The organism is Streptomyces sp. RGM 3693 (assembly GCF_050471125.1).
GTDB lineage: Bacteria > Actinomycetota > Actinomycetes > Streptomycetales > Streptomycetaceae > Streptomyces.
This window is the reverse complement of record NZ_JBMPPQ010000005.1, coordinates 290156-313442: the sequence shown is the minus strand read 5'-3', so window position 1 is coordinate 313442 and position 23287 is coordinate 290156. Positions and strand designations below refer to the sequence as shown.

20 protein-coding genes and 1 pseudogene are annotated in these 23287 nt (G+C 70.3%); 15 read left to right on the top strand and 6 right to left on the bottom strand.

Going from position 1 to position 23287, the window contains the following annotated elements; translation table 11 throughout:
* Positions 1 to 199: 199 nt before the first annotated feature.
* From ACO0M4_RS40840 to ACO0M4_RS40795, 10 genes are all read left to right on the top strand, one after another.
* Positions 200 to 1342, top strand: coding sequence for a Rossmann-like and DUF2520 domain-containing protein (locus tag ACO0M4_RS40840; protein ID WP_430376337.1), 1143 nt, complete (start codon positions 200 to 202; stop codon positions 1340 to 1342).
* Positions 1339 to 2523, top strand: a complete 1185-nt coding sequence (gene panC, locus ACO0M4_RS40835; RefSeq protein WP_430376336.1) for a pantoate--beta-alanine ligase — start codon at positions 1339 to 1341, stop codon at positions 2521 to 2523. The genes ACO0M4_RS40840 and panC overlap by 4 nt, the downstream gene beginning before the upstream one ends.
* Positions 2520 to 4283: an L-aspartate oxidase gene (locus ACO0M4_RS40830; protein WP_430376335.1), complete on the top strand. Its 1764-nt coding sequence runs from the start codon at positions 2520 to 2522 to the stop codon at positions 4281 to 4283. Before panC ends, ACO0M4_RS40830 begins: the two co-directional genes overlap by 4 nt.
* On the top strand, positions 4280 to 5356 hold the full coding sequence (nadC, locus tag ACO0M4_RS40825) for a carboxylating nicotinate-nucleotide diphosphorylase (RefSeq protein ID WP_430376334.1): 1077 nt from the start codon (positions 4280 to 4282) through the stop codon (positions 5354 to 5356). The genes ACO0M4_RS40830 and nadC overlap by 4 nt, the downstream gene beginning before the upstream one ends.
* A 109-nt stretch (positions 5357 to 5465) precedes the next feature.
* Entirely contained in the window at positions 5466 to 6263 is a 798-nt protein-coding gene (locus ACO0M4_RS40820; RefSeq protein WP_430376333.1) for a type III pantothenate kinase, read from the top strand.
* A gap of 157 nt (positions 6264 to 6420) precedes the next feature.
* The gene (locus ACO0M4_RS40815; RefSeq protein WP_430376390.1) at positions 6421 to 7134 is read left to right on the top strand and encodes a hypothetical protein; all 714 of its coding nucleotides are present in this window, start codon (positions 6421 to 6423) and stop codon (positions 7132 to 7134) included.
* 59 nt (positions 7135 to 7193) lie between these two features.
* On the top strand, positions 7194 to 7373 hold the full coding sequence (locus ACO0M4_RS40810; RefSeq protein ID WP_430376332.1) for a hypothetical protein: 180 nt from the start codon (positions 7194 to 7196) through the stop codon (positions 7371 to 7373).
* A 169-nt stretch (positions 7374 to 7542) separates the two neighbouring features.
* The gene (locus tag ACO0M4_RS40805; RefSeq protein WP_430376389.1) at positions 7543 to 8013 is read left to right on the top strand and encodes a BlaI/MecI/CopY family transcriptional regulator; all 471 of its coding nucleotides are present in this window, start codon (positions 7543 to 7545) and stop codon (positions 8011 to 8013) included.
* Positions 8014 to 8022: 9 nt separating this feature from the next.
* The gene (locus tag ACO0M4_RS40800; protein WP_100604763.1) at positions 8023 to 8541 is read left to right on the top strand and encodes an amino-acid N-acetyltransferase; all 519 of its coding nucleotides are present in this window, start codon (positions 8023 to 8025) and stop codon (positions 8539 to 8541) included.
* A gap of 157 nt (positions 8542 to 8698) precedes the next feature.
* Positions 8699 to 9031: a histone-like nucleoid-structuring protein Lsr2 gene (locus ACO0M4_RS40795; protein WP_067348362.1), complete on the top strand. Its 333-nt coding sequence runs from the start codon at positions 8699 to 8701 to the stop codon at positions 9029 to 9031.
* On the opposite strand, the gene ACO0M4_RS40790 is transcribed toward ACO0M4_RS40795, so the two are convergent.
* The gene (locus tag ACO0M4_RS40790) at positions 8962 to 9642 is read right to left on the bottom strand and encodes an SCO3374 family protein (RefSeq protein ID WP_430376387.1); all 681 of its coding nucleotides are present in this window, start codon (positions 9640 to 9642) and stop codon (positions 8962 to 8964) included. The two genes, ACO0M4_RS40795 and ACO0M4_RS40790, sit on opposite strands and share 70 nt — an antisense overlap.
* A 497-nt stretch (positions 9643 to 10139) precedes the next feature.
* On the opposite strand from ACO0M4_RS40790, the gene ACO0M4_RS40785 reads away from it, so the two are divergent.
* The gene (locus ACO0M4_RS40785) at positions 10140 to 12665 is read left to right on the top strand and encodes an ATP-dependent Clp protease ATP-binding subunit (RefSeq protein WP_430376331.1); all 2526 of its coding nucleotides are present in this window, start codon (positions 10140 to 10142) and stop codon (positions 12663 to 12665) included.
* A gap of 74 nt (positions 12666 to 12739) precedes the next feature.
* Here the strand turns inward: ACO0M4_RS40785 and ACO0M4_RS40780 are convergent.
* Positions 12740 to 15924: pseudogene (locus ACO0M4_RS40780) on the bottom strand (NACHT domain-containing protein).
* Positions 15925 to 16422: 498 nt separating this feature from the next.
* Between ACO0M4_RS40780 and ACO0M4_RS40775 the strand changes: the two are divergent.
* Positions 16423 to 17112: a M23 family metallopeptidase gene (locus ACO0M4_RS40775; protein WP_430376330.1), complete on the top strand. Its 690-nt coding sequence runs from the start codon at positions 16423 to 16425 to the stop codon at positions 17110 to 17112.
* Here the strand turns inward: ACO0M4_RS40775 and ACO0M4_RS40770 are convergent.
* Positions 17094 to 17711: a TetR/AcrR family transcriptional regulator gene (locus tag ACO0M4_RS40770; RefSeq protein ID WP_430376329.1), complete on the bottom strand. Its 618-nt coding sequence runs from the start codon at positions 17709 to 17711 to the stop codon at positions 17094 to 17096. The two genes, ACO0M4_RS40775 and ACO0M4_RS40770, sit on opposite strands and share 19 nt — an antisense overlap.
* A 203-nt stretch (positions 17712 to 17914) precedes the next feature.
* On the opposite strand from ACO0M4_RS40770, the gene ACO0M4_RS40765 reads away from it, so the two are divergent.
* Complete coding sequence (locus ACO0M4_RS40765; protein ID WP_430376328.1) at positions 17915 to 19528, top strand: MDR family MFS transporter; 1614 nt, start codon at positions 17915 to 17917, stop codon at positions 19526 to 19528.
* Between the two features lie 67 nt (positions 19529 to 19595).
* On the opposite strand, the gene ACO0M4_RS40760 is transcribed toward ACO0M4_RS40765, so the two are convergent.
* Positions 19596 to 19817 (bottom strand): DUF397 domain-containing protein, encoded by a 222-nt coding sequence (locus ACO0M4_RS40760; protein WP_430376327.1) that lies wholly within the window; start codon positions 19815 to 19817, stop codon positions 19596 to 19598.
* Complete coding sequence (locus tag ACO0M4_RS40755) at positions 19795 to 20649, bottom strand: helix-turn-helix domain-containing protein (RefSeq protein ID WP_430376326.1); 855 nt, start codon at positions 20647 to 20649, stop codon at positions 19795 to 19797. The genes ACO0M4_RS40760 and ACO0M4_RS40755 overlap by 23 nt, the downstream gene beginning before the upstream one ends.
* 116 nt (positions 20650 to 20765) lie before the next feature.
* Between ACO0M4_RS40755 and ACO0M4_RS40750 the strand changes: the two genes are divergently transcribed.
* Together ACO0M4_RS40750 and ACO0M4_RS40745 are read left to right on the top strand one after the other, a co-directional pair.
* Positions 20766 to 20960, top strand: coding sequence for a hypothetical protein (locus tag ACO0M4_RS40750; RefSeq protein WP_430376325.1), 195 nt, complete (start codon positions 20766 to 20768; stop codon positions 20958 to 20960).
* Positions 20960 to 21340: an ATP-binding protein gene (locus ACO0M4_RS40745; RefSeq protein ID WP_430376324.1), complete on the top strand. Its 381-nt coding sequence runs from the start codon at positions 20960 to 20962 to the stop codon at positions 21338 to 21340. The genes ACO0M4_RS40750 and ACO0M4_RS40745 overlap by 1 nt, the downstream gene beginning before the upstream one ends.
* Here the strand turns inward: ACO0M4_RS40745 and ACO0M4_RS40740 are convergent.
* The gene (locus ACO0M4_RS40740) at positions 21328 to 23220 is read right to left on the bottom strand and encodes a serine/threonine-protein kinase (protein WP_430376323.1); all 1893 of its coding nucleotides are present in this window, start codon (positions 23218 to 23220) and stop codon (positions 21328 to 21330) included. The two genes, ACO0M4_RS40745 and ACO0M4_RS40740, sit on opposite strands and share 13 nt — an antisense overlap.
* Positions 23221 to 23287: the final 67 nt, after the last annotated feature.

Sequence of the window (23287 nt, the reverse complement as noted above, 5' to 3'; positions counted from 1 at the left end):
AGCCGCCGGCGACGCCGCGAGCCCTGTGGATAACTCTCCGAACCGGTGCGGACCGGGGGATTCCGGTTCTGCCCCGAGGGTGCTCCGAGACCCTCGTCTCACCCTCTGTACGGCTCTCAGGCCGGCGGGAGGTACTCGCGTAGCATGGCGACGAATCGTCCGGTACCCCTCGCGGACTGGAACGGAAGGCCATCGCCCCGTGAACCCACACCCATCCATCGAGGCCCAGGACCGGCCCGCCCGGCTCACCGTCGGAGTCGTCGGGGCAGGTCGCGTCGGGCCCGCGCTCGCCGCGTCGCTCCAGCTCGCAGGGCATCGTCCGGTGGCCGTCTCGGGGGTCTCCGACACCTCCGTGCGACGCGCCGCCGAACTGCTGCCCGGTGTCCCGCTGGTCACCCCGGCGGAGGTGCTCGCCCGTGCGGACCTCGTGCTGCTGACCGTCCCCGATGACGCCCTGGCCGACCTGGTGAGCGGCCTCGCCGAGACCGGTGCCGTACGGCCGGGCCAACTGCTGGTGCACACCTCCGGGCGTTTCGGGACGGCGGTGCTGGACCCGGCCACCCGGGCCGGTGCGCTGCCACTGGCGCTGCACCCGGCCATGACGTTCACCGGGACGTCCGTGGACGTGCAGCGCCTGGCCGGCTGCCCGTTCGGGGTGACCGCGCCGGAGGAGCTGCGGATGGCCGCGGAGGCACTGGTCATCGAGATGGGCGGGGAGCCCGAGTGGATCGTGGAATCCGCCCGCCCGCTCTACCACGCGGCGCTCGCCATCGGAGCGAACTACCTGGTCACCCTGGTGGCGCAGGCCATGGAGCTACTGGAGAAGGCCGGGGTGCGGGCCCCGGACCGGATGCTCGGCCCGCTGCTCGGCGCGGCCCTGGACAACGCGCTGCGGTCCGGTGACGCCGCCCTGACGGGCCCGGTTGCCCGAGGGGACGCCGGGACCGTGGCGGCCCACGTGGCGGAGTTGCGCAAGCACGCCCCGCAGGCCGTCGCCGGCTATCTGGCCATGGCCCGTACGACCGCCGACCGGGCGCTGGCGCACGGCCTGCTCAAGCCGGAGCTGGCTGAGGAGTTGCTGGATGTGCTCGCGGGGCCGGCCGCCGACGGTGGCGCCACCGGCCCGGCCGCGTCCTCCGGAGGGCAGGCGCCCTCCGACGGGCCAGAGAGCGAGCGGGACGGCGACCGACCCACCGGCCACAACGGCGACGAGCCCACCGGCCCCGAACCGACCGACACCGGACCGCCCCGCCCCCCTTCCTCTGGTTCCCCTGGTTCCCCTGGTTCTGAGTCCCCCGATTCTGGATCCCCCGAGCCCGGCCCCCACGGAGGCGACTCATGACCTCCTCGCCCGTCAGCCCGCCCCCGGACGCCGCCCGACCGGCGCCGGGACCCCAGCTCGTGCACACCGCCGCGGCGCTGCGCGCGCTGCCGCGGCGCAGCGGCGTACGGGCCGTTGTCATGACCATGGGCGCGTTGCACGAGGGCCACGCCGCCCTGATCCGGGCCGCTCGGGAACGGGTGGGGCCGCAGGGTCAGGTGGTGGTCACGGTGTTCGTCAACCCGCTGCAGTTCGGGGCCGGCGAAGACCTCGACCGCTACCCGCGGACCCTGGACGACGACGTGCTGCTGGCCGCCCGGGCGGGCGCGGACGCCGTCTTCGCACCGTCGGCCGACGAGGTCTACCCGGGCGGAGAACCGCAGATCCGTATTTCCGCCGGCCCGATGGGCACCGTCCTGGAGGGCGCCAGCCGCCCCGGGCACTTCGACGGGGTGCTCACCGTCGTCGCCAAGCTGCTCCATCTGACCGCGCCGGACCTGGCGTTCTTCGGGGAGAAGGACGCCCAACAGCTCGCCGTCATCCGGCGGATGGCCGCCGACCTGAATTTCCCGGTCGAGATCGTCGGCGTCCCGACGGTCCGGGAGGCCGACGGGCTGGCCCGCTCCAGCCGCAACCGCTACCTGTCCGGCCCGGAACGGCGCACCGCGCTCGCGCTGTCCGCGGCGCTCTTCGCCGCCCGCGACCGGCTCACCGCCGAGGAGGCGCTGCGCGCCCGTGCCGCCTCCGCCGGGTACCCCGGGCAGGACCGTTCCGCGGCGCTGGCCGCCCTCGGGGAGGACCGGGCGGCCGCCGACGCGCACGCTGTCGCCTACGCCGCGGGCCCGCTGCACGGCCCGTCCGTGGCCTGCGCCGCGGCCGGCATGGTGCTGGCGGACGCCGCCCACCTGGACCCGCCGCTGCACCTGGATTACCTGGCCCTGATCGACCCCCGCGACTTCACCGAGGTCCCCGACGGGTACGAGGGCGAGGCGATCCTCGCGGTGGCCGCCAAGGTGGGCACCACCCGGCTCATCGACAACATCCGGCTCGTCTTCACCGCGAGCGGGGCCCCGTATCCGCCCGCCGCCCCAGAGCGGCACGCTGGCTCCCAGGAGGAGCCCGCACCCGGGCCGGCCTCCGGAGTCCCAAGGAAATCCAGGAAGTCCACTCCACCCCAAGGCCCCCTCGGAGCGACCCGATGACCGCTACCGGAACCGCCACCGCCCCCACTGGCATACGTCTCACCGCCCCCGCCCCCGGGTGGTCCATCACGGCGGACGTCGTCGTGGTGGGCTCCGGCGTCGCCGGGCTGACCGCCGCGCTGCGCTGTGCCGCCGCCGGCCGCCGGACCGTCGTCGTCACCAAAGCCCAGCTCGACGACGGCTCCACCCGTTGGGCGCAGGGTGGGATCGCCGCGGCCCTGGGGGACGGCGACAGCCCCGAGCAGCACTTGGCCGACACCCTCGTCGCGGGCGCCGGCCTGTGTGACGAGGAGGCCGTGCGGATGCTGGTGACCGAGGGGCCGGACGCCGTCCACCGGCTGATCGCGGCCGGCGCCCGTTTCGACACCGCCCCCGGGAGCGACGAGATCGCGCTCACCAGGGAGGGCGGCCACCACCGCCGCCGGATCGCGCACGCCGGCGGCGACGCCACCGGGGCGGAGATCTCCCGCGCGCTGGTCGCCGCGGTCCGCGCCGCGGGACTGCGCACCATCGAGAACGCGCTGGTCCTCGACCTCCTCACGGACGCCGAGGGCCGGACCGCCGGCGTCACCCTGCACGTCATGGGGGAGGGCCAGCACGACGGGGTCGGTGCCGTACACGCGCCGGCGGTGGTGCTCGCCACCGGAGGCATGGGCCAGGTGTTCTCCGCGACCACCAACCCGGCTGTCTCCACCGGCGACGGGGTGGCCCTGGCGCTGCGCGCCGGCGCCGAGGTCTCGGACCTCGAATTCGTCCAGTTCCACCCGACCGTGCTCTACCTGGGGTCGGAAGCGGAGGGCCAACAGCCGCTGATCTCCGAGGCGGTACGGGGCGAGGGCGCCCATCTGGTCGACGCCGACGGCACCCGCTTCATGGTCGGACAGCACGAACTCGCCGAGCTGGCCCCGCGCGACATCGTGGCCAAGGCGATCACGCGCCGGGCCCAGGAGCAGGGCGCCGAGCACATGTACCTGGACGCCCGCCACTTCGGCGCCGAGATGTGGGAGCACCGCTTCCCGACCATCCTGGCCGCCTGCCGCGCGCACGGCATCGACCCGGTCACCGAGCCGATACCGGTCGCCCCGGCCGCCCACTACGCCTCCGGCGGCGTCCGCACCGACCTGTACGGCCGGACCACCGTGCCCGGCCTGTACGCGTGCGGCGAGGTGGCCTGTACCGGCGTGCACGGCGCCAACCGGCTGGCCTCCAACTCCCTGTTGGAGGGCCTGGTGTTCGCGGAGCGGATCGCCGCGGACATCGTCGCCAACGGGACGACGGCCTCGGCCGCCGCCCCCGTGGAGGCCCGCGCCCCGCTGCCCCTCCTGGTGCCCGAGGCCCGCACCGCCGTCCAACGGATCATGACCGCTGGTGCTGGTGTGCTGCGCAGCGCGGCCAGCCTCGCCCGGGCCGCCGACGACCTCGACCACCTGCAGCGGGAGGCCGCCGAGGCGGCCGTGGAGCCCGTCGCCGCCTCCGTCAAGGCCCCCGAGCCCGGTGTGGAGGCATGGGAGGTCACCAACCTGCTGTGCGTCGCCAGGGTCCTGGTCGCCGCCGCGCGGCGCCGCGAGGAGACCCGCGGCTGCCATTGGCGCGAGGACCACCCGGACCGCGACGATGCCTCCTGGCGCCGGCACTTCCGCATCACCCTCGGCGCCGACCGCACCCTGAGCATCCATACGACACAGACCGCCGGCTTCCCGTCGACCGTCGGTCCCACCCCTCAGTCCGCCCTCACTCCCGATACGGAGCCCACCCCGTGAGCAGCACCCCCGGCACCCCCGGTGACCTCCCCCTCCTCCAGATCGGTCGGCCCGGCGCCACCCCCGCCGGCGGCGGCTGCGGCGACGCCTGCGGGTGCGCCGGCGGCGACGACGCCTACGAGCTGGACCCGCTGACCTGCGGGCTGGACCCGGACCTGGCCGCGCTCCTGGTGGCCGCCGGGCTCGACCCCGTCCAGGTGGAGGACATCGCGCACATGGCCATCGAGGAGGACCTCGACCAGGGCGTGGACGTGACCACCGTGGCGACCGTCCCCGAAGACGCCGTCGCCACCGGGGACTTCACGGCCCGTGAGGACGGCACGATCGCCGGACTGCGGATCGCCGAGGCGGTGCTGTCCGTCGTGTGCACCGACGAGTTCGCGGTCGAGCGGCACGTGGAGGACGGCGCGCGGGTGGTGGCCGGACAGAAGCTGCTGTCGGTCACCACGCGGACCCGTGACCTGCTCACCGCCGAGCGCAGCGCGCTGAACCTCCTGGGCCGACTGTCCGGCATTGCCACCCTGACCCGCGCCTGGGCGGACGTCCTCGAAGGCACCGAGGCCAAGGTCCGCGACACCCGTAAGACGACGCCGGGCCTGCGCGCACTGGAGAAGTACGCGGTGCGCTGTGGCGGTGGCGTCAACCACCGGATGTCGCTGTCCGACGCGGCGCTCATCAAGGACAACCACGTCGTGGCGGCGGGCGGCGTCGCGGCGGCGTTCACGGCCGTACGGGACGAGTTCCCCGGGGTGCCGATCGAGGTGGAGGTTGACCGGCTCGACCAGATCCCGCCGATCCTCGCCGAGGGCGCCGACCTGATCCTGCTGGACAACTTCACGCCGGAGCAGACCCGGGAGGCCGTGGAGCTGGTGGCCGGCCGCGCGGTCCTGGAGTCCTCGGGCCGACTCACCCTCGACAACGCCCGCGGGTACGCGGAGACCGGCATCGACTACCTGGCGGTGGGGGCGCTCACCCACTCCGCCCGGGTCCTCGACATCGGCCTGGACCTGCGGGAGGGCGACGACGCGACCGAGGCCGCGACCGCCGGTGCGCACGACGACGAGAGCCGCTGACCGCCATGCTGCTGACCATCGACGCAGGCAACACCCGCGCACCCGTCACCCCACCCACCACCCCAGGCGAGCCCTTCGTGCGTGACGTGAACCGGAGGCGGTGCGGACCATGCTGCTGACCATCGACGTAGGCAACACCCATACCGTGCTGGGCCTGTTCGACGGCGAGGAGATCGTCGAGCACTGGCGGATCTCCACCGACGCCCGGCGCACCGCCGATGAACTGGCGGTGCTCCTCCAGGGCCTGATGGGCATGCACCCGCTGCTCGGGGAAGACCTGGGCGACAACATCGAGGGCATCTCCATCTGCTCCACGGTCCCCTCGGTGCTCCACGAGCTGCGCGAGGTGACCCGCCGCTATTACGGGGACGTCCCCGCCGTCCTGGTGGAACCGGGCGTCAAGACGGGCGTCCCGATCCTCATGGACAACCCCAAGGAGGTCGGCGCCGACCGGATCATCAACGCGCTGGCGGCCGTTGAGCTGTACGGCGGCCCCGCGGTGGTCGTCGACTTCGGTACGGCCACCACCTTCGACGCGGTCAGCGCGCGCGGCGAGTACGTGGGCGGTGTGATCGCCCCCGGCATCGAGATCTCCGTGGACGCGCTGGGCGTCAAGGGTGCCCAGCTCCGCAAGATCGAGCTGGCCCGGCCGCGCAGCGTCATCGGGAAGAACACCGTCGAGGCGATGCAGTCCGGCATCCTCTACGGCTTCGCGGGCCAGGTGGACGGCGTGGTGCAGCGGATGGCCCGAGAGCTGGCCGCCGACCCGGACGACGTGACGGTGATCGCCACCGGCGGGCTGGCGCCGATGGTGCTCGGCGAGTCCTCGGTGATCGACGAGCACGAGCCCTGGCTGACCCTCATCGGCCTGCGGCTGGTGTACGAGCGCAACGTCGGGCGGCTTTAACGAGGGCGGCGGGCGGCAGGGGCGCGGCCGGTTCCGCATTGGCGCGGCCGTGTGACGCGCGCCCCGCTGCCGCGCCACCGAATGCAAATTAAGAGGTTTTTGTCCGAATTGGCCGTAAAGTCGCGGCATGCCAATGCCATACGGATCCCGCGGCGGCATGGCCTTCGGCGCCGATGAGTTGCGTGTACTCCGTCGCGCCCTCGCCCATGCCCTCCAGACGACCTCTCCCGCCGTGCCCCTGGGCGCCCCCGGCTCGGACCGGTCGCAGGACGTCCAGGAATACCTCCGGCTGGCCGAGGCGGTGGACGAAGCGGTCCGCGAAGGTGCCCGCCTGCGCGCCTTCCTGCTCGCCGACCTCGCCCGCTACCGCGACGCCCTGCCCGGTGCCGCCACCGGCTACCTCACGCGGCTCCAGGAGGTGCTGACGGCCGGCCATGTCCCCGGCCCCGACGACCTCGCCGCACTGCGCTCGCTGCTTGTCCGGCCCGCCGCCGAGGCCGAGCGCAAACGCCGCAGCGCCCTGCTCCGGCACTGCGAGCGGCTGGCCGAACAATCCGTACGGGCGCGGCTGCGCGCGCTGCCGGGCGGGCGCTCGGGCGCTTCCCCGGACGCCCTGCCGAGCGGCCGCACGGGCGGTCGTTCGCGCCCTTCCGGCCTGGTGTCCCGGAGGGGGGCGGCCTCCCGGCTGGACTCCGGGGCGGACCCGAAGCAGGATCCCCAACAGGAGCCGCGCCCGGCGCCCCGCCGGGAACCGCCCCAGCCCGCGCCGGACCCCAAGGCGCCGCGGCCCGACCGCCCCATCCCGACTCCTGGTGAGGTGTTCCCGCCCCGCCGCAAGCCCGCCCCGCCCCCGGAGACCCGCACCGCTTGAGCGCTGCGTACTCTGGCTGGGTACTGTCGCGGGCTTACGCCTTGAAGGAGGCCCATGCCATGGATTACGTCGCTGCGCTGCTCCCGCCCGTAGTGATGGCCGTCGCCTTCACCTGTCTGATCGTCACGATGGTCAAGAGCCAGGGTGGTCAGAACAAGTCGAAGGAGGACGCAGCCGTCGACGAGGCGTTCGCCCGCGCCGAAGCCGCCGGGCAGGAGCCCAAGGCGTTCAGCGCCTGAACTGCCGCCATTTCCGGCGGACCGCTCGCTCAGTACGGCCCGGGATTGACCGTCCCGGGCCGTACTTCCTTTTTCCGGACCAAACGCAACGAGATCAACCGGCATTCGCGACATCTCCCACTATTCTTCTTGTGTGCCGAGACGCTTGGGTGATCTGGAAGACGCGGTGATGACACGGGTCTGGGAGTGGAACCGCCCAGTCACCGTTCGAGAAGTTCTGGAGGATCTCCAGAAGGAACGGTCGATCGCCTACACCACGGTCATGACCGTATTGGACAACCTTCATCAGAAGGGCTGGGTACGCCGCGAAGCCGAAGGCCGCGCCTATCGATATGAGGCGGTCTCCACTCGCGCCGCCTACTCGGCCGCACTGATGAACGAAGCGTGGTCCGCCAGCGACAACCCCGCGGCCGCACTAGTGGCCTTCTTCGGCATGATGTCGCCGGAACAACGGCACGCACTCCGCGATGCCGTACGGATGGTGCAGGTCGACGATCCGCCCGAAGCCGCGGAAGAACAGGTGGCGGCCCCGGAACACTCGGGGGAACAGGCCCGGGAAGAAGAGCCGCAAGCCGCGGATGAAGCGCCGGCCGGCGAAGGAGATGAACCCGGAGCGGGGTCCGGCAGCAAGGGGCGATAGCGTCCGGGCATGCCAGCGCATTCAAAAGGGCTCACCGTCCGCCGTGCCCGGACCAGCGATGTACCGGCCGTGCGCCGCCTCATCGACGCCTACTCGCGCGACGGGATCCTGCTCGACAAAGCCACCGTCACGCTTTACGAGGACATCCAGGAGTTCTGGGTGGCCGAGCGGGACGAAGACGCCGAGGTCGTCGGCTGTGGCGCACTGCACGTCATGTGGGAAGACCTGGCAGAGGTCCGCACCCTGGCGGTGGACCGGACACAGCGGGGTACCGGGGTCGGCCATCAAGTCCTGGACAAGTTGCTCGCTACCGCCCGGTGGCTGGGAGTGCGGCGAATTTTCTGCCTCACCTTCGAAGTCGACTTCTTCGCCAAGCACGGCTTCGTGGAGATCGGCGAGACTCCCGTAGACGGGGATGTCTACAGCGAACTGCTGCGTTCCTATGACGAGGGCGTTGCGGAGTTCCTCGGCCTCGAACGAGTGAAGCCCAACACCCTGGGCAACAGTCGCATGCTTCTGCACCTGTGATCAGCGTTCTATGTCCGAATCGCTCCCCTATCTCATGGCTACGGAAGCATGCGTTCCCCGGTCGGTGGGCAAGTGAACCCTACCCAAGGGTTTGTGTTTTTCCCGGAAAAGCGGTTTGCTTTCCGTCGTAATCCACATTCGATGAAAGGGAATCCTGGTGGCACAGAAGGTTCAGGTTCTTCTTGTCGACGACCTCGACGGTGGCGAAGCCAACGAGACCGTGACGTTCGCTCTCGACGGTAAGTCCTACGAGATCGACCTCTCCGACGCCAACGCGGACAAGCTGCGCGAGTCGCTTGCCGACTTCGTGAAGGCCGGCCGCAAGACCGGTGGCCGTTCTGCCGGTCGAGGCAAGGCCCGTGCGGCGTCTGCCGGCTCTCCGGACACCGCGAAGATCCGCGCCTGGGCGAAGGAGAACGGCTACAACGTGAATGACCGTGGCCGCGTCCCCGCCGACATTCGTGAGGCATTCGAGAAGGCCAACGGCTGATCGCCGTACGGGCGATCCGATTGGCCATTACAAGCACGCACCAACCGGGCCCGGTGGCACTCCGTTGCCGCCGCGCTCACGAGCCGTACGAGGTCGGGGGCGCCCCCAACGTCCCCGATTCCTGTCCCGATCCCCGTGGTGGGCAGGGAATCCTCCGCCTCGTATCCGGGCCGGGGAGGCCGCACCCACCCCGCGGCCTCCCGCGCGCCGCAGCCGCCTGACCCGCGGCCCTGTGAGGGGAGCGCCGGCGCGGGCATCCGCCCCCCGGCTCCACGTGCGGTGAGATCCGCCGCGAGGGTGCCCCACTCCAGCCATTCCAGGATTCCCGGAAGCTCCTCCGCGCCGCCGGCCGCGATGAGCAGGAGCAGTTTCGGTCGATCCTGCGCTGTCTTCCCGCCCCGTCCGGGCCGCAGCAGCGCGACCGGGCCGGTGTGCGCCACCCGCTTCAGTACGGCGCCGCCCGCGTCGGCGGGCATTTCCAGGACGTCGAAGCGCAGTCCCGTGAGCAGTTCCAGCGGCTCCGTGCCGGTCGTCGGCCAGCCCAGCTCTTCCTCGTACCACCGGCGGACGGTGGGGCGGGGGGAGCGGGGTCGCGGAAGCGCGCGGGCCATGTCCGGTGCAACTGCCGGCATCGGCGAAGGTTACGTTGCGTATGCGGATAGTCGCGTTGCGTGTAATGCCGAGGGGAGTGCGGAAGCGCTGTGGGGTGTGTGGGTGTTCGCCCGTAGCGGAGGGGAAACACCCACGCCGCATGGAGTGTCAGTGGCAGCGGGTAAGAAAGTCTCAGTGGGAAGAGACGCTGTGACCGGCGGGCTCAGCAGTTTGTCGTCATCTTTGGCCGGCGGTGGACGGTGTGTCGGCGAGGGGTGCGTTCGCCACGGGCGTAGTGGCGGCATGCGTATATGCCTGGCCTGCGGGAACATCGTCTCGCACCATCGAGTTGGAGCAGATGTCAGCTGTTCGGCAGTAAATTTCCCCGTCGGAGCGGGGTGATCCGGACGGGTGTCGGCAGTTGGAATGAGCTGTCCCGCCCTGCGGGACTAGCATGCGGAAGGACAGGGAGGGGACCGACCCCTAACTGCCTGACCGCTCTGAGGAGCGATTAACGATGTTCGAGAGGTTCACCGACCGTGCGCGGCGGGTTGTCGTCCTGGCTCAGGAAGAAGCCCGGATGCTCAACCACAACTACATCGGCACCGAACACATCCTCCTGGGTCTGATCCACGAGGGTGAGGGTGTCGCCGCTAAGGCCCTGGAGAGCCTCGGCATTTCGCTCGAGGCGGTCCGCCAGCAGGTGGAGGAGATCATCGGTCAGGGCCAGCAGGCCCCGTCCGGCCACATCCCCTTCACGCCCCGTGCCAAGAAGGTCCTGGAGCTGTCGCTCCGCGAGGCCCTCCAGCTCGGCCACAACTACATCGGTACCGAGCACATCCTGCTCGGCCTGATCCGCGAGGGCGAGGGCGTCGCCGCCCAGGTCCTCGTGAAGCTGGGCGCTGACCTGAACCGAGTGCGGCAGCAGGTCATCCAGCTGCTCTCCGGTTACCAGGGCAAGGAGGCCGCCACCGCCGGCGGTCCCGCCGAGGGCACGCCCTCGACCTCCCTCGTCCTGGACCAGTTCGGCCGCAACCTCACGCAGGCCGCCCGGGAAACCAAGCTCGACCCGGTCATCGGGCGCGAGAAGGAAATCGAGCGGGTCATGCAGGTGCTGTCCCGCCGCACTAAGAACAACCCGGTCCTCATCGGCGAGCCCGGCGTCGGCAAGACGGCGGTCGTCGAGGGCCTGGCGCAGGCCATCGTCAAGGGCGAGGTGCCCGAGACCCTCAAGGACAAGCACCTCTACACCCTCGACCTGGGTGCCCTGGTCGCCGGCTCCCGTTACCGCGGTGACTTCGAAGAGCGCCTGAAGAAGGTGCTCAAGGAGATCCGCACCCGCGGCGACATCATCCTGTTCATCGACGAGCTGCACACCCTGGTCGGCGCGGGCGCCGCCGAGGGCGCCATCGACGCCGCGAGCATCCTCAAGCCGATGCTGGCGCGTGGCGAGCTGCAGACCATCGGTGCGACGACGCTGGACGAGTACCGCAAGCACCTGGAGAAGGACGCGGCCCTGGAGCGCCGCTTCCAGCCCATCCAGGTCGCCGAGCCGTCGCTGCCGCACACCATCGAGATCCTCAAGGGCCTGCGGGACCGCTACGAGGCGCACCACCGCGTGTCCATCACGGACTCCGCGCTGGTCGCCGCGGCCACCCTCGCCGACCGCTACATCTCCGACCGCTTCCTGCCGGACAAGGCGATCGACCTGATCGACGAGGCCGGCTCCCGGATGCGGATCCGCCGGATGACCGCGCCGCCGGACCTGCGCGAGTTCGACGAGAAGATCGCCGACGTCCGTCGCGAGAAGGAGTCCGCGATCGACTCGCAGGACTTCGAGATGGCCGCCGGCCTGCGCGACAAGGAGAAGCAGCTCCTGGCCGCGAAGGCGAAGCGGGAGAAGGAGTGGAAGGCCGGCGACATGGATGTCGTCGCCGAGGTCGACGAGGAGCTGATCGCCGAGGTCCTGGCCACGGCCACGGGCATCCCGGTCTTCAAGCTCACCGAGGAGGAGTCCTCACGGCTCCTGCGGATGGAAGACGAGCTGCACAAGCGCGTCATCGGCCAGAAGGACGCCATCAGGGCGCTCTCCCAGGCGATCCGCCGCACCCGTGCCGGCCTGAAGGACCCCAAGCGTCCCGGTGGCTCGTTCATCTTCGCCGGCCCGTCCGGTGTCGGTAAGACCGAGCTGTCCAAGACGCTCGCCGAGTTCCTCTTCGGCGACGAGGACGCGCTGATCTCCCTCGACATGTCGGAGTTCAGCGAGAAGCACACGGTCTCGCGGCTCTTCGGTTCGCCTCCCGGCTACGTGGGCTACGAAGAGGGCGGCCAGCTGACCGAGAAGGTCCGCCGCAAGCCGTTCTCCGTTGTCCTCTTCGACGAGGTCGAGAAGGCCCACCCGGACATCTTCAACTCGCTGCTGCAGATCCTGGAGGACGGTCGCCTGACCGACTCCCAGGGCCGGGTCGTGGACTTCAAGAACACGGTCATCATCATGACCACCAACCTCGGCACCCGGGACATCTCCAAGGGCTTCAACCTGGGCTTCGCCGCCCAGGGCGACGTCAAGACCGGCTACGAGCGGATGAAGAACAAGGTCAACGAAGAGCTCAAGCAGCACTTCCGGCCCGAGTTCCTCAACCGTGTCGACGACACCGTCGTCTTCCACCAGCTCACCGAGGAAGACATCATCCAGATCGTCGACCTCATGATCAACAAGGTGGACGAGCGGCTGAAGGACCGCGACATGGGCATCGAGCTCAGTGGCGAGGCCAAGTCGCTGCTGGCCAAGCGCGGGTACGACCCGGTGCTCGGCGCCCGTCCGCTGCGCCGCACGATCCAGCGCGAGATCGAGGACGCCCTCTCGGAGAAGATCCTCTTCAACGAGCTGCGTCCGGGCCACATCGTGGTCGTCGACGTGGAGGGCGAGGGCGAGTCCGCCAAGTTCACCTTCCGCGGCGAGGAGAAGTCGGCGGTGCCGAGCGCGCCGCCGGTGGAGTCCGCGACGGGTGGCTCGGGTCCCAACCTGAGCAAGGACGCGTAGTCCTTATCTGAGATACGCCAAGCCGCCCCGGAACCGTTCGATCGACGGTTCCGGGGCGGTTTTGTGTTGCCCGGTCAGGTGCGCGGGCGGGGGAAGAGGGTGACGTTGAGGTGGGGCGGGAGGGGGTGGTCGGGGGACGGGGTGAGGTAGGAGAGGAAGAGGTTGCGTAGGGCGGGGAGGGTCTCGATGGGGGAGAGGTCGAGGAGACCGCCGACCAGGCCGTAGAGCTGGAGAGTATTGACGCCGGGGAAGGCCGGGAGGGAGGCGGGCAGCAGGGCGCCGAATTCCGGTAGGGGGTGCTTCTCCGTATTGATGAGGCTGAGCGTCCTTACCTGGGGGAGGCGGACGTCCGGGGGAATGCGGAAGGAGGTTTCTCCTTCTGCCAAGCCGAAGGAGAAGTCCTCCAGGCCGTCGAGGCGGGAAAGCACGTGCCACTGATCGGCGGTGAAGTCGCCTGGGAGGTGCCGTAGCTGGAGGTTTTTCAGGCCCGGCCAGGTAGTGAGGCGGGCGAGGTCGGGAATTCGCGGGCCGACGACGAGATGGGCCAAGGGGGCATTCGACGGGAGGGCGTGGAGGCCCTCGGGTGGGAGCGGGGCCATGAGCGTCAGGGATTCCAGCTGGTCCATGCAGTCGAGTCCTGACGGAGTGCCTGTCCGTTCGTCATCGATCCTGCATACTCCGAGGGAGCGCAGGGGCAGATCGGCGAGTGGGGCGACGGATTCGATCGAGGGGCAGTCCTGGAGCGTCAGCGACTTCAGGGCCGGGAACTCCCGCAGGAATACCAGGTCGTCGAGGGCCGGATTGCTCAGCAGCGCGAGATGTGTGACCTGCTGGGGGTGCAGGCGCTCCAGGAGCTCCGCGGCGGTGAAGGCGCCGCTGACGGTTGTACGAGGGCGTCCGCCGAGGGAATTCAGCAGATGCAGTTCCTCGTCGGAGGAAACGGTGACAGGGGTGTCCGTGCCGAGGCTCTGGATGACCTCTTCCGCGTATCGGCCGGTGTCGAACTGGTGCCAGCGTGAGCCGAGATGGACGCGGACCGTGGGTGACGGATGATCCCGGAAGGGCTTGATGCATTCCAGGGCCGCGTCGGTGCCTATGGCGGCGGCGGTGTAGATCACTTCCTGGGCTTCGTCGTCCTCCAGGCCGTCCGGGCCGGGTAGCAGCCCCAGGACGAGCGGGCCGGCGTCGATGAGCAGTTGCGACTCCTCGCGGTTGCGGGGCGGCAGGATCCGCGCTGCACGGGAGGTGATCGCCTCCCGCACGGCGGGGTCCAGTTCGGTCGCGTGCTCCAGGCAGGCCATGGCGAGCAGGTCGGTGCGCCGGTCGTCCTCGGCGAGCAACCCCCGCAGTAATTCCCCCCGTTCGCGCGGCCGGGCGTGTGCGACGGCCATCCGGATCACGTCCTCCCACTGCGAGTCGTCGGCGTGCCGCACCAGCAGGCCGAAGTCGCCCTCTTCCACGGCGGCCTTGGCGCCCAGGTAGTCCTGGAAGGTGCGGTGGACGAAGTCCACGGTGTCGGGGGCCGGTTCGCGGAGCAGGCCGCTGCGGTGGAGGAGGTGGCGGAAGACGGCCGGGGCGGGCCCCTGGGAGGCCGCGGCGGGGACGGCCGGGAGGATGTCGGCCAGGATGCGTTCGGCGCGGTCGCGGTCGAGTTCGGTGCGGCCGTTGCGGATCAGCCAGTAGGCGAGGCGCTGGAGGAGCTGGATCTGCGGCTCGTCGGCCAGCTCGATGCCGTCCGGGCCGCGCATGTCGCGTTCCCGGTCGCGGCGGGAGAGCAGCATGCTCAGGGCGGCGTCGTAGAGCTCCTTGCGGCCGTGCGGGAGGTAGCCGCGGCGGTCGCGGTGGAGGGCGCAAATCAGGCCGCACATCAGGGGGTTGGTGGCGAGGCGGCCGAGGTCGGGTTTGGTGCGGACGGCGGTCAGGAGCGACTGCTCGTAGGCGTCGAGGAGGTCGGGCGCGTCGGGGTCGGGGCGGCGGCGCGGTGCCAGCGGGCGATGAAGGCGGCGACCTCGTCGCGGCTCATGGGGGAGAGGGTCAGTTCGTCGAAGCCGTCGGGGGTGAGCCAGTCGTCGCGGACGGCGGACGGGCGGGTGGTGACCAGCCAGAGGTTGCCGGGGAAGGCGTCGAGGAGGTCGCGCAGCCAGCGGCGGGTGGCCTCGCGTTCGGGTTCGGGGATTTCGTCGAGGCCGTCGACGAGGAGGAGGGCGCGGCCGGAGGTGAGGGTGCGGTGGGCCCAGCCGTCGGGCTGGGCGCCGGACACCGGGCAGCCGACGGCGGCCAGGAAGCGGTCGGGGGTGGGGAGGGCGGCGCCGGCGCGGGTGAGGGTGCGCAGGGGGAGGACGAAGGGGATCCGGCCGTAGAGGTGGGGGAGGTCGGTTTCGCCGGGGGGTTTGGTGCAGGAGACGGCCAGCCACTGGACGAGGGTGCTCTTGCCGGAGCCGGCGACGCCGCGGAGCAGGACCCGGTCGCGGCCGGTGAGGGCCTGGTCGGCGGGGACGGGGGCGCGGGGCGGCAGGTCCTCGAACGGGTCCTCGGCGCGGCTCGGGCCGGTCGCCTGGAGGCTCATGTACGCGGCGTCCAGGGGCCAGCGGTCCGGGGAGTTGTGCAGGTCGATGCCGTAGATGGTGAGGCGGCCGTGCTTGCGGGCGAGGTGGGAGAGGTACGTGCGCTCGAAGGCGGCGTCGGCGGCACGGGGCGAGGGATGCCGCTCGATGAACTCGTCGACGATCGCGATCAGGGCGTCCAGGCTGCGGCTCTGCTGGACCAGCGTGCGGGCGATGAAGGTCGAGCGCTGGGTGAAGAAGTGGACGATGTGCAGGCAGGCGGTGCCCGTGAGGGTCTGATGGAGCAGCTCGGCGTCCTGGGACAGCGCGCGGGCGGCCTGTGGGGCGGCGGCCGTCAGCTGCTCCGCCAGGGCGGTCGGGCCGAGGGCGACGGCCTGGACGTCGTCCATGTCGAGGGTGCCGAGGCCGGCGAGGGTGGCGGCCAGGGCGTCGGCGACGGCCGTCTCCTCGTCCTCGGGGATCGGGCGCTCGCCGGGGCCGGCGGACCGTACGGCGCGCCGCACCAGTTCCGCTGCCAGTTTGCGCAGGTCCTTGTCGCTGAGGGTGCGCCGCTCGCCCTTGAAGGAGACGAGGGCGGAGATGCGGACCGGGGCGTCGACGAGGCCGGCGCCCGGGCCTTCCTGGACGAAGAGCTTCTTGACGAGTGGTGCGACGACGCTGGACGCGAGCCGGGCGCCCAGTGCTGACGGGTCCATATGCGGTCCGTTCCCCCTGGCCGGTGCTGCCTGCTGGCTGCTGCCTGTGGTGTTGTCCGGATCAGGCTAGAGGGCCAGGCGGGGGCCGGTCAGGCGTTTTGGGATTTCCCGGTGCCCAGGATGAGGAATTGCGTAACGCGGGTCACAGCCTTTCTCGTAACGCGGGTCACATTGCCTTCTTGGATTGTGTAATGCGGGTCACGTGAAGGCTCTGGGATCTCGTGACATGGCGCACAGGGATTTGGGTCCTACTAGCGGGAGTAGGGGAATTCTGGGAGGTGAGGGGAAGGAGGGAGGGGGAGGTGAAAGTGCAGGTCAGGGCAGGTCTCGCGGGTGGCTTGGGGTGGGCTCGCGGTCGTTCCTGAGCGTCCTGACTATTACGGGTCCCGGTAGTAGGAAGGGGGCCTTGGCGTCAGGGCGTAAGCGGGTTACCAAGGAATGGCAATCCCGGACCGCAGCCGGGAAAACCATTCACTTCTCCCCGGAGGAAAAACCCGCATGTCGAAGTTTGCCGCGATACGTAATTCCAAGAAGTCCGCGAAGAACGGCAAGTTCGCGCTGCGGCATCGGGTGGCTGTCGTGGCCGCCGGTGCCGGTATCACCGCCGCGCTGGGCGCCGGGGTCGCCACTGCCGCCGACGCCGGGCTGCTGCACCTGACCGCGGGCGTCGGCAAGGCCGTCGCCGCGCAGGCCGACGCACAGGCCAAGGCCGCCACGGACGCCAAGACGGCCGCGGCGAAGGCGAAGGTGGACGTGGCGAAGAAGGCCAACGCCTGGGTGAAGCCGGTCGAGAGCTACGTCCTCGGTGAGCCCTTCGGCATCCCCGGCAGCCACTGGGCGCACAAGCACAGCGGTCAGGACTTCGTCGTGCCGACCGGCACGCAGGTCCACGCCGTCCACGCGGGCACGGTCGTCAAGGCCGGTCCGAACGGTGGCGGTGACGGTCCGGCCTACGGCAACGCGATCGTGATCAAGCACGCCGACGGCATGTACACCCAGTACGCCCACCTGTCACAGATCCAGGTCCAGGTCGGGCAGCAGGTGTCCACGGGCCAGCAGATCGGTCTGTCCGGCAGCACCGGCAACTCCACCGGCCCGCACCTGCACTTCGAGGTCCGCACCGGCCCCAACTACGGGTCGGGCATCGAGCCGACCGGATTCCTGCGGGCTCACGGCGACGCCGTCTGAGCTGAATCCGGCCGGACTGGCCGGCGGCCCGGCGGGTTCGCCGCCGTGACCAGTTCCGTGGCGACCCTGAGGATGGCTTCGCGCTTGTCCTCGGGGTCGCCCGTCACGTCGTGCATCGCGAACATCCCCGCGTGCATCGCGAACAGCGCCGTGATGCAGCGCACCTGGTCGACCAGCTCGGCGTCGTCCTCCTTGAGCAGGCCGTAGAGGGTCAGCATCCGCTCCTTGAAACGCAGGCCGATGGTCAGGTCCCGGACCGTGGCCTGGTTTTCCTGCATGAAGCGGAAGAGGTCCTCGGAGGAGCGCAGCGACTCGTGGTAGCGCCGGATCACTTCCTGCTTGGTCTCCAGGGTGCGCGGCTGCTCCTGCGCCCAGGTGATCAGCTCGTCGATGGGCCGGCACAGGTCCTCGAAGAGGCTGATGACGATGTCTTCTTTGGTCTTGAAGTGGTAGTAGAGCGCGGCCTTGGTGACGTCCAACCGCTCGGCGATCTCGCGCAGCGAGGTCTTCTCGTAGCCGTGTTCGGAGAACAGCTCCAGGGCGACGTCCTGGATGCGCTGGCGGGTGTTCCCGCGGCGCGGCTGTGATGCGCTGCTCATGCTGCTCTCCTGCGTGACGGCGGTGTCGGTGCGGGGTCCGGGCGCGGCCCGCTTCCCCAGCAATCATCTGCTGCCCCGCTGGTCACGGACGTACCCACCCCGGCATCAAAAAACTTACTTGACGCCCGGCTAGTAACCCTTCTACCTTCTGCACTGTACAGAACTAGCCGGGCGGCAAGTAAGTAAGAATCGATGGGGAAGTGATGGGGATGTCGCGAACAGCGACCCCAGCGGGGGAAATACAGGAGTCGGCGCAGGGCACGGGCAAACAGCCCGCCAGCGTACGGATGGTGCTCTTCGCACTCATGATCGCGATGCTCCTCGCGATGCTCGACAACATGATCGTCGGCACCGCCATGCCGACCATCGTCGGTGAACTGGGCGGGCTGTCGCACCTGTCCTGGGTCGTCACGGCCTACACGCTGGCCACCGCGGCGTCCACGCCGATCTGGGGCAAGCTCGGCGACATGTACGGCCGGAAGGGCGTCTTCCTGACGTCCATCGTGATCTTCCTGATCGGCTCCGCGCTGTCCGGTATGGCGCAGGACATGGGCCAGCTGATCGGCTTCCGCGCCGTGCAGGGCCTGGGCGCGGGCGGTCTGATGGTGGGCGTCATGGCCATCATCGGCGACCTGATCCCGCCGCGGGAGCGCGGCAAGTACCAGGGCATGATGGCCGGCGTCATGGCCGTCGCGATGATCGGCGGACCGCTGGTCGGCGGCACCATCACCGACCACCTCGGTTGGCGCTGGAGCTTCTACATCAACCTGCCGCTCGGCGCGATCGCCCTGATCATGGTCACCGCCGTACTGCACCTGCCGAAGAAGCGGTCGCAGACCCGGATCGACTACGCGGGCGCGGCCCTGCTGACCATCGGCATCACCTCGCTGGTGCTGCTCACCACCTGGGGCGGCACCGAGTACGACTGGCTGTCGAAGCAGATCGTGGGCCTGGGCATCCTGGCCGTGGTCGCGCTCGTCGCCTTCGTCTTCGTCGAGACCAAGGTCAGCGACCCGATCATCCCGCTGCGGATCTTCCGGAACGCCAACTTCTCGCTCGTCACGGTCGTCGGTTTCCTGGTCGGCTTCGTGATGTTCGGCTCGATGACCTTCCTGCCGCTGTTCCAGCAGACCGTGCAGGGCGCCTCGGCCACCAACTCCGGTCTGCTGCTGCTGCCGATGCTGCTGGCGATGATGGTGGTCTCGCTGATCGCGGGCCGGGTCACCACCCAGTCCGGCAAGTACAAGATCTTCGTCACCGGTGGCGGTGCGCTGATCACCATCGGCCTGGCCCTGCTGTCCCTGATGGACGTCGGCACCACGCGCTTCACGTCCGGCCTCTACATGGCCGTGCTCGGCGCCGGTATGGGCTTCCTGATGCAGATCACGATGCTGATCGCGCAGAACAGCGTCGAGATGAAGGACATGGGTGTCGGCTCCTCGTCCGCGACCCTGTTCCGTACGATCGGCGGCTCGTTCGGCGTCGCGATCCTGGGCGCGCTCTTCACCACCCAGGTGAAGGACACGATGATCGAGAGGCTCGGTGCCGCGGCCGGCGCGAAGATGACCGGCGGCGGGGCCCAGATGGACCCGAAGACCCTGCCGAGCCTGCCGGCACCGGTGAAGGACGCGTACGCGCACGCGGTGGCGTCCGGCGCGCACCAGGTGTTCCTGTGGGGCGCGCTCGTCAGCGTCATCGGTTTCGTCGCGGCGTGGTTCCTCAAGGAGGTCCCGCTGCGGGGCGGTCCGGCCGCGAAGTCGGGTGAGGCCGACGCGGATGCCGCTGCTGAGCGGCCGATGGTCGTCGAGGCCGTCTGACCCTCGCGAGACGGCGAACGGCCCCTGGTGTACGTGCGGTTACGTACACCAGGGGCCGTTTTCGTGCTCAGGCGCCGGGCAGTTGGCCGTTCTTGACGGCCCCGACGAACGCCGACCAGCCGACGGCCGGGAACACGAGCGCCGGCCCGTGCGGGTCCTTGCTGTCGCGGACGGGGACGAGGTCGGGGAGGGCGTCCGATACCTCGATGCATTCGCCGCCCTCGTGGTTGCTGTAGCTGCTCTTGCGCCAGGTGCCAGAAGTCAGGTCAATCCCCTTGCTGCGCTTCATTTCTGTAGCCCCTTGCCGCTTCCTCGATCATGGCTAGGGACGCCTTGGGTGAGAGTGCGGCGGCCCTGGCCAGATCGTACGACCTTCGATAGTTCGTCACGAGCGGTGGATAGTCGATGATTTGGCCGCTGTAGACGCCCTCTGTGTAGACCAGGGGCGGGGCGTCCGGGAAGGTGAGGATCTTGAGCAGCCCCATCATGAGCGAGTGATCGACCTCCGACTCCGGGAGGATCTGCACAACGCTCTGAGTGGCGCGAGCCAGTTCGGCGATGCGCTCCAATTGCTCGGCCATCTCCTCCGGCGGGAGCATCCGTCGACGGATCAGCGACTCGGGCAGGATCCCCCAGTACGTGCCGCGATCCTCTCGCTCCCAGAATTCGGCGCGCGCCAACCTGGCGCGGACACGCTTCTCGACGGTCTCGGGCGGTGTTAGCGAGCGCGATGTCTGCGCGGTCTTCCGGGCGTACGCCTCTGTCTGGAACAGGCCCGGGATGAGGAACGGCGCCCAGTCCTCGATCGTCGTAGCGGACTTCTCCAAGTCCGGGATCTTCGCGAAGTACGGGGGATGTCCGGCCAGGCGAGCCTTGTGAACCGCCTCGTAGTGGCGCTCGAAGAAACCGTTGGTCTTCAGCTTCTTGTCGATGTGAACCGCAAGGTCCATCGGCATGCCGAGTTCGCCGCGCTCGATCCGGCTGAGCAGTGGTGCGCCGCGGAAGCTGCCCTCCACTAACTGGTCGAGGGTGAGGCCCGCGCTTTCCCGCAAGAAGCGCAACTCGGCGCCGTAGAAGGACGGGACGCTCGCCGACGGGTCAGGATCCTTGCGCGGGGACATGACTCACCACCACCACTTGCCAGTTGGGCACGAAGGCCAGATTCCCTTCCAAAGTACGGCGCGTGACGCCAGTCTGTGAGCGATTCATCACAATGCGCACAGGAAGGTGAACGACCATGGATGACGTGCACGAATGCGCCGAAGGGCTGCGGTCCGCGCTGAAGGCCAACGGGATCACGCTGCCCTCGCTCGGCGTCGATCTCCCCTCGTTCGCGGGGGAGTACCCGCCCCCGCTCGTCGCGCTCGGTAACTGCAACATGGCCACGGCACGGAAGCTGGCCGAGGTGCTGCACAAGGCGGCGGCGCGGTGATGACGGTGCGGCTGCTGGCCGTACCGAAGGAGGTGCCGCTGCTGCGGCGGGCGGTGCGGGACCACCTCGGGGCGTCGTGCTGCGAAGTGGAGTTGTGCGTCAGCGAGTTGGTCGGGAACGTGATCCGGCATGTCGGGGAGGGCGCGCCCGTCACCGTGTACGTCGGCAGGACCGCGGACGGGCGGATCCGCGTCGAGGTGACCGACCCGGATCCGCGTGCCCTGCCCGTGCTGCTCCGGGCCGCCGTGGACGACGAGGGCGGGCGCGGGATAGCGCTGCTGGACGCCGTTGCGCTGCGGTGGGGCGTGCGGCAGGAGGAGGCGAGCAAGACCGTCTGGTGCGAGGTCGGGCCCGGTCCGTGTCCGGGTCAGCGGGTGTAGTGGTAACCCTGCCCCTCGGAGGGGTCGTCGAGGTGGTAGAGACCGCCCTCCGCGGCCACGTAGAGGATGGACGCCTTCCCCGCTTGGCAGATGCCCTTGGAGTGCGCCGTGTCCACGGCGGCGGAGGTGAGTTCGATGCGGCTGCCGCCGTTCTTGACCCCTTCGAGGCGGGCCACCGTCTCGCAGTGGCCGGTGTACGGCATGTCGGAGACGAACCGGGCGGCCTGTTGGCCGACGGCGGCCCGGTAGACGGTGATCTTCTGCGGCTGGTTGGTCATCGCCGGGTAGGACCAGCTGCCGAGGAAGTACGACGGGACCGCGCCGCCGCCTGAGGTGCCGCCGCTGCTGGTGGAACCGGAGCTGCCGGAGCTGCCGGAGCCGCCGGACGTACCGCCCCCGCTGCTGCCGCCCGAGGAGCCGGAGCCGCCGCCGGTGGTCGTCCCGCCGGAAGCGCCGGAGCCGCTACCGGAGCCGCCGCCCGGGCCGCCGCCGGATCCGCCACCCGAGCCGCCGTTCAGGGGTGCGCCGCCGCCGTTCGTCCCTGCGCTGGGGGAGGGCGAGGGGGACGGGCTCTGCGTGCCCGGGGGCGGTGAACTGCTGGGCGGCGTGCGGGGGTTGTGGTTCACGTGCGGCGGGTTGCTGCTGCTCGCGCCGGGCGGTGAGGCGTCCGCCCGGTGTCCGCCGTCGCCGGGCAGCAGCAGGACCGCGGTGCCGCCGCCGACCACCACGACGGCGACCATGGGCACCACCAGGGGCCAGGGGCGCTTGCCGGCGCGTCGCTCCTGTCCGGGGTCCCCGGCCTTGCCCTTTCCCTTCCCTTTTCCCTTCCGCTTGCCCTTGGGCGGGTCCGGCTGTGGGGTGGGGTCGGGGGCGTCCTTCGGCCGGAGATCGACCGTGGCCAGGTCGGTGGGCTGCTCCCGTAAGGGCACCGCGTCCACGTCCAGGAGATGGGCCGCGCGTTCGGCGAGGTGGGCGACGATTTCCGGGGGGAGCCAGGAGCCGCCCACGGGCGCGGGGCGGGCGCGGTCCGGGTCGTCCAGCAGGGCGTCCACGTCCGGGCGGTCGGCCACGTCCTTGGTGAGGCAGCGGGCGATCAGGGCCCGCAGGGACGCGTCCGGCACCCGGTCCAGGTCCGGTTCGCTCTCCACGCAGTGGTAGTTCACGGCGTGCGGGTTGGTCACGCCGTTGCCGAAGGCCAGCTGGCCCGTCGCCGCGTACCCCAGGACGCAGCCGAGTGCGAAGACGTCGCTGCGCGGGCCCAGGTCGCCGCCCAGGATCTGTTCGGGCGACATGAAGCCGGGGGAGCCGACGATCAGGCCGGTGCTGGTCAGCAGCGACTCGACGGAGGTCTCCAGGGCGCGGGCGATGCCGAAGTCGATGACGCGGGGGCCCTTGACGGTGAGCATGACGTTGGAGGGCTTGAGGTCGCGGTGGATGATGCCCGCCGCGTGGATGTCCTTCAGCGCCCGTAACAGGCCGTCGGCGAGGGCGGTGACGGAGGCCACGGGGAGCGGGCCGTAGTGGCGGACGATCTGTTCGAGGGAGAGGCCGGGAACGTAGCCGGTGGCGACCCAGGGCTGGTCGGCGTCCGGGTCCGCGTCGAGCACCGGCGCGGTGTGGCGTTCGCCGACCCGCCGTGCGGCATCGATCTCCCGCCGGAAGCGGGCGCGGAACTGCGCGTCCGCGACGTGTTCTTCGTGGACGACCTTGACGGCCACGGTGCGTCCGCCCTCGGAGCGGGCGAGGTAGACCCGGCCCATACCGCCGGCGCCGAGCCTGCCGAGCAGCAGATACGGGCCGATCCGCGGCGGGTCGCTCGCCTTGAGGGGTTGGACGCCCTCGATGTCGTCGCCCTGGTCGTCGGCGCTGCCGCTGCTCATGGTGGTGTGGCCCCCCGGAACTGCCGCCTGTATGTCTGCCGAGAGTAGGACGCGTGGTTCGGGGGAT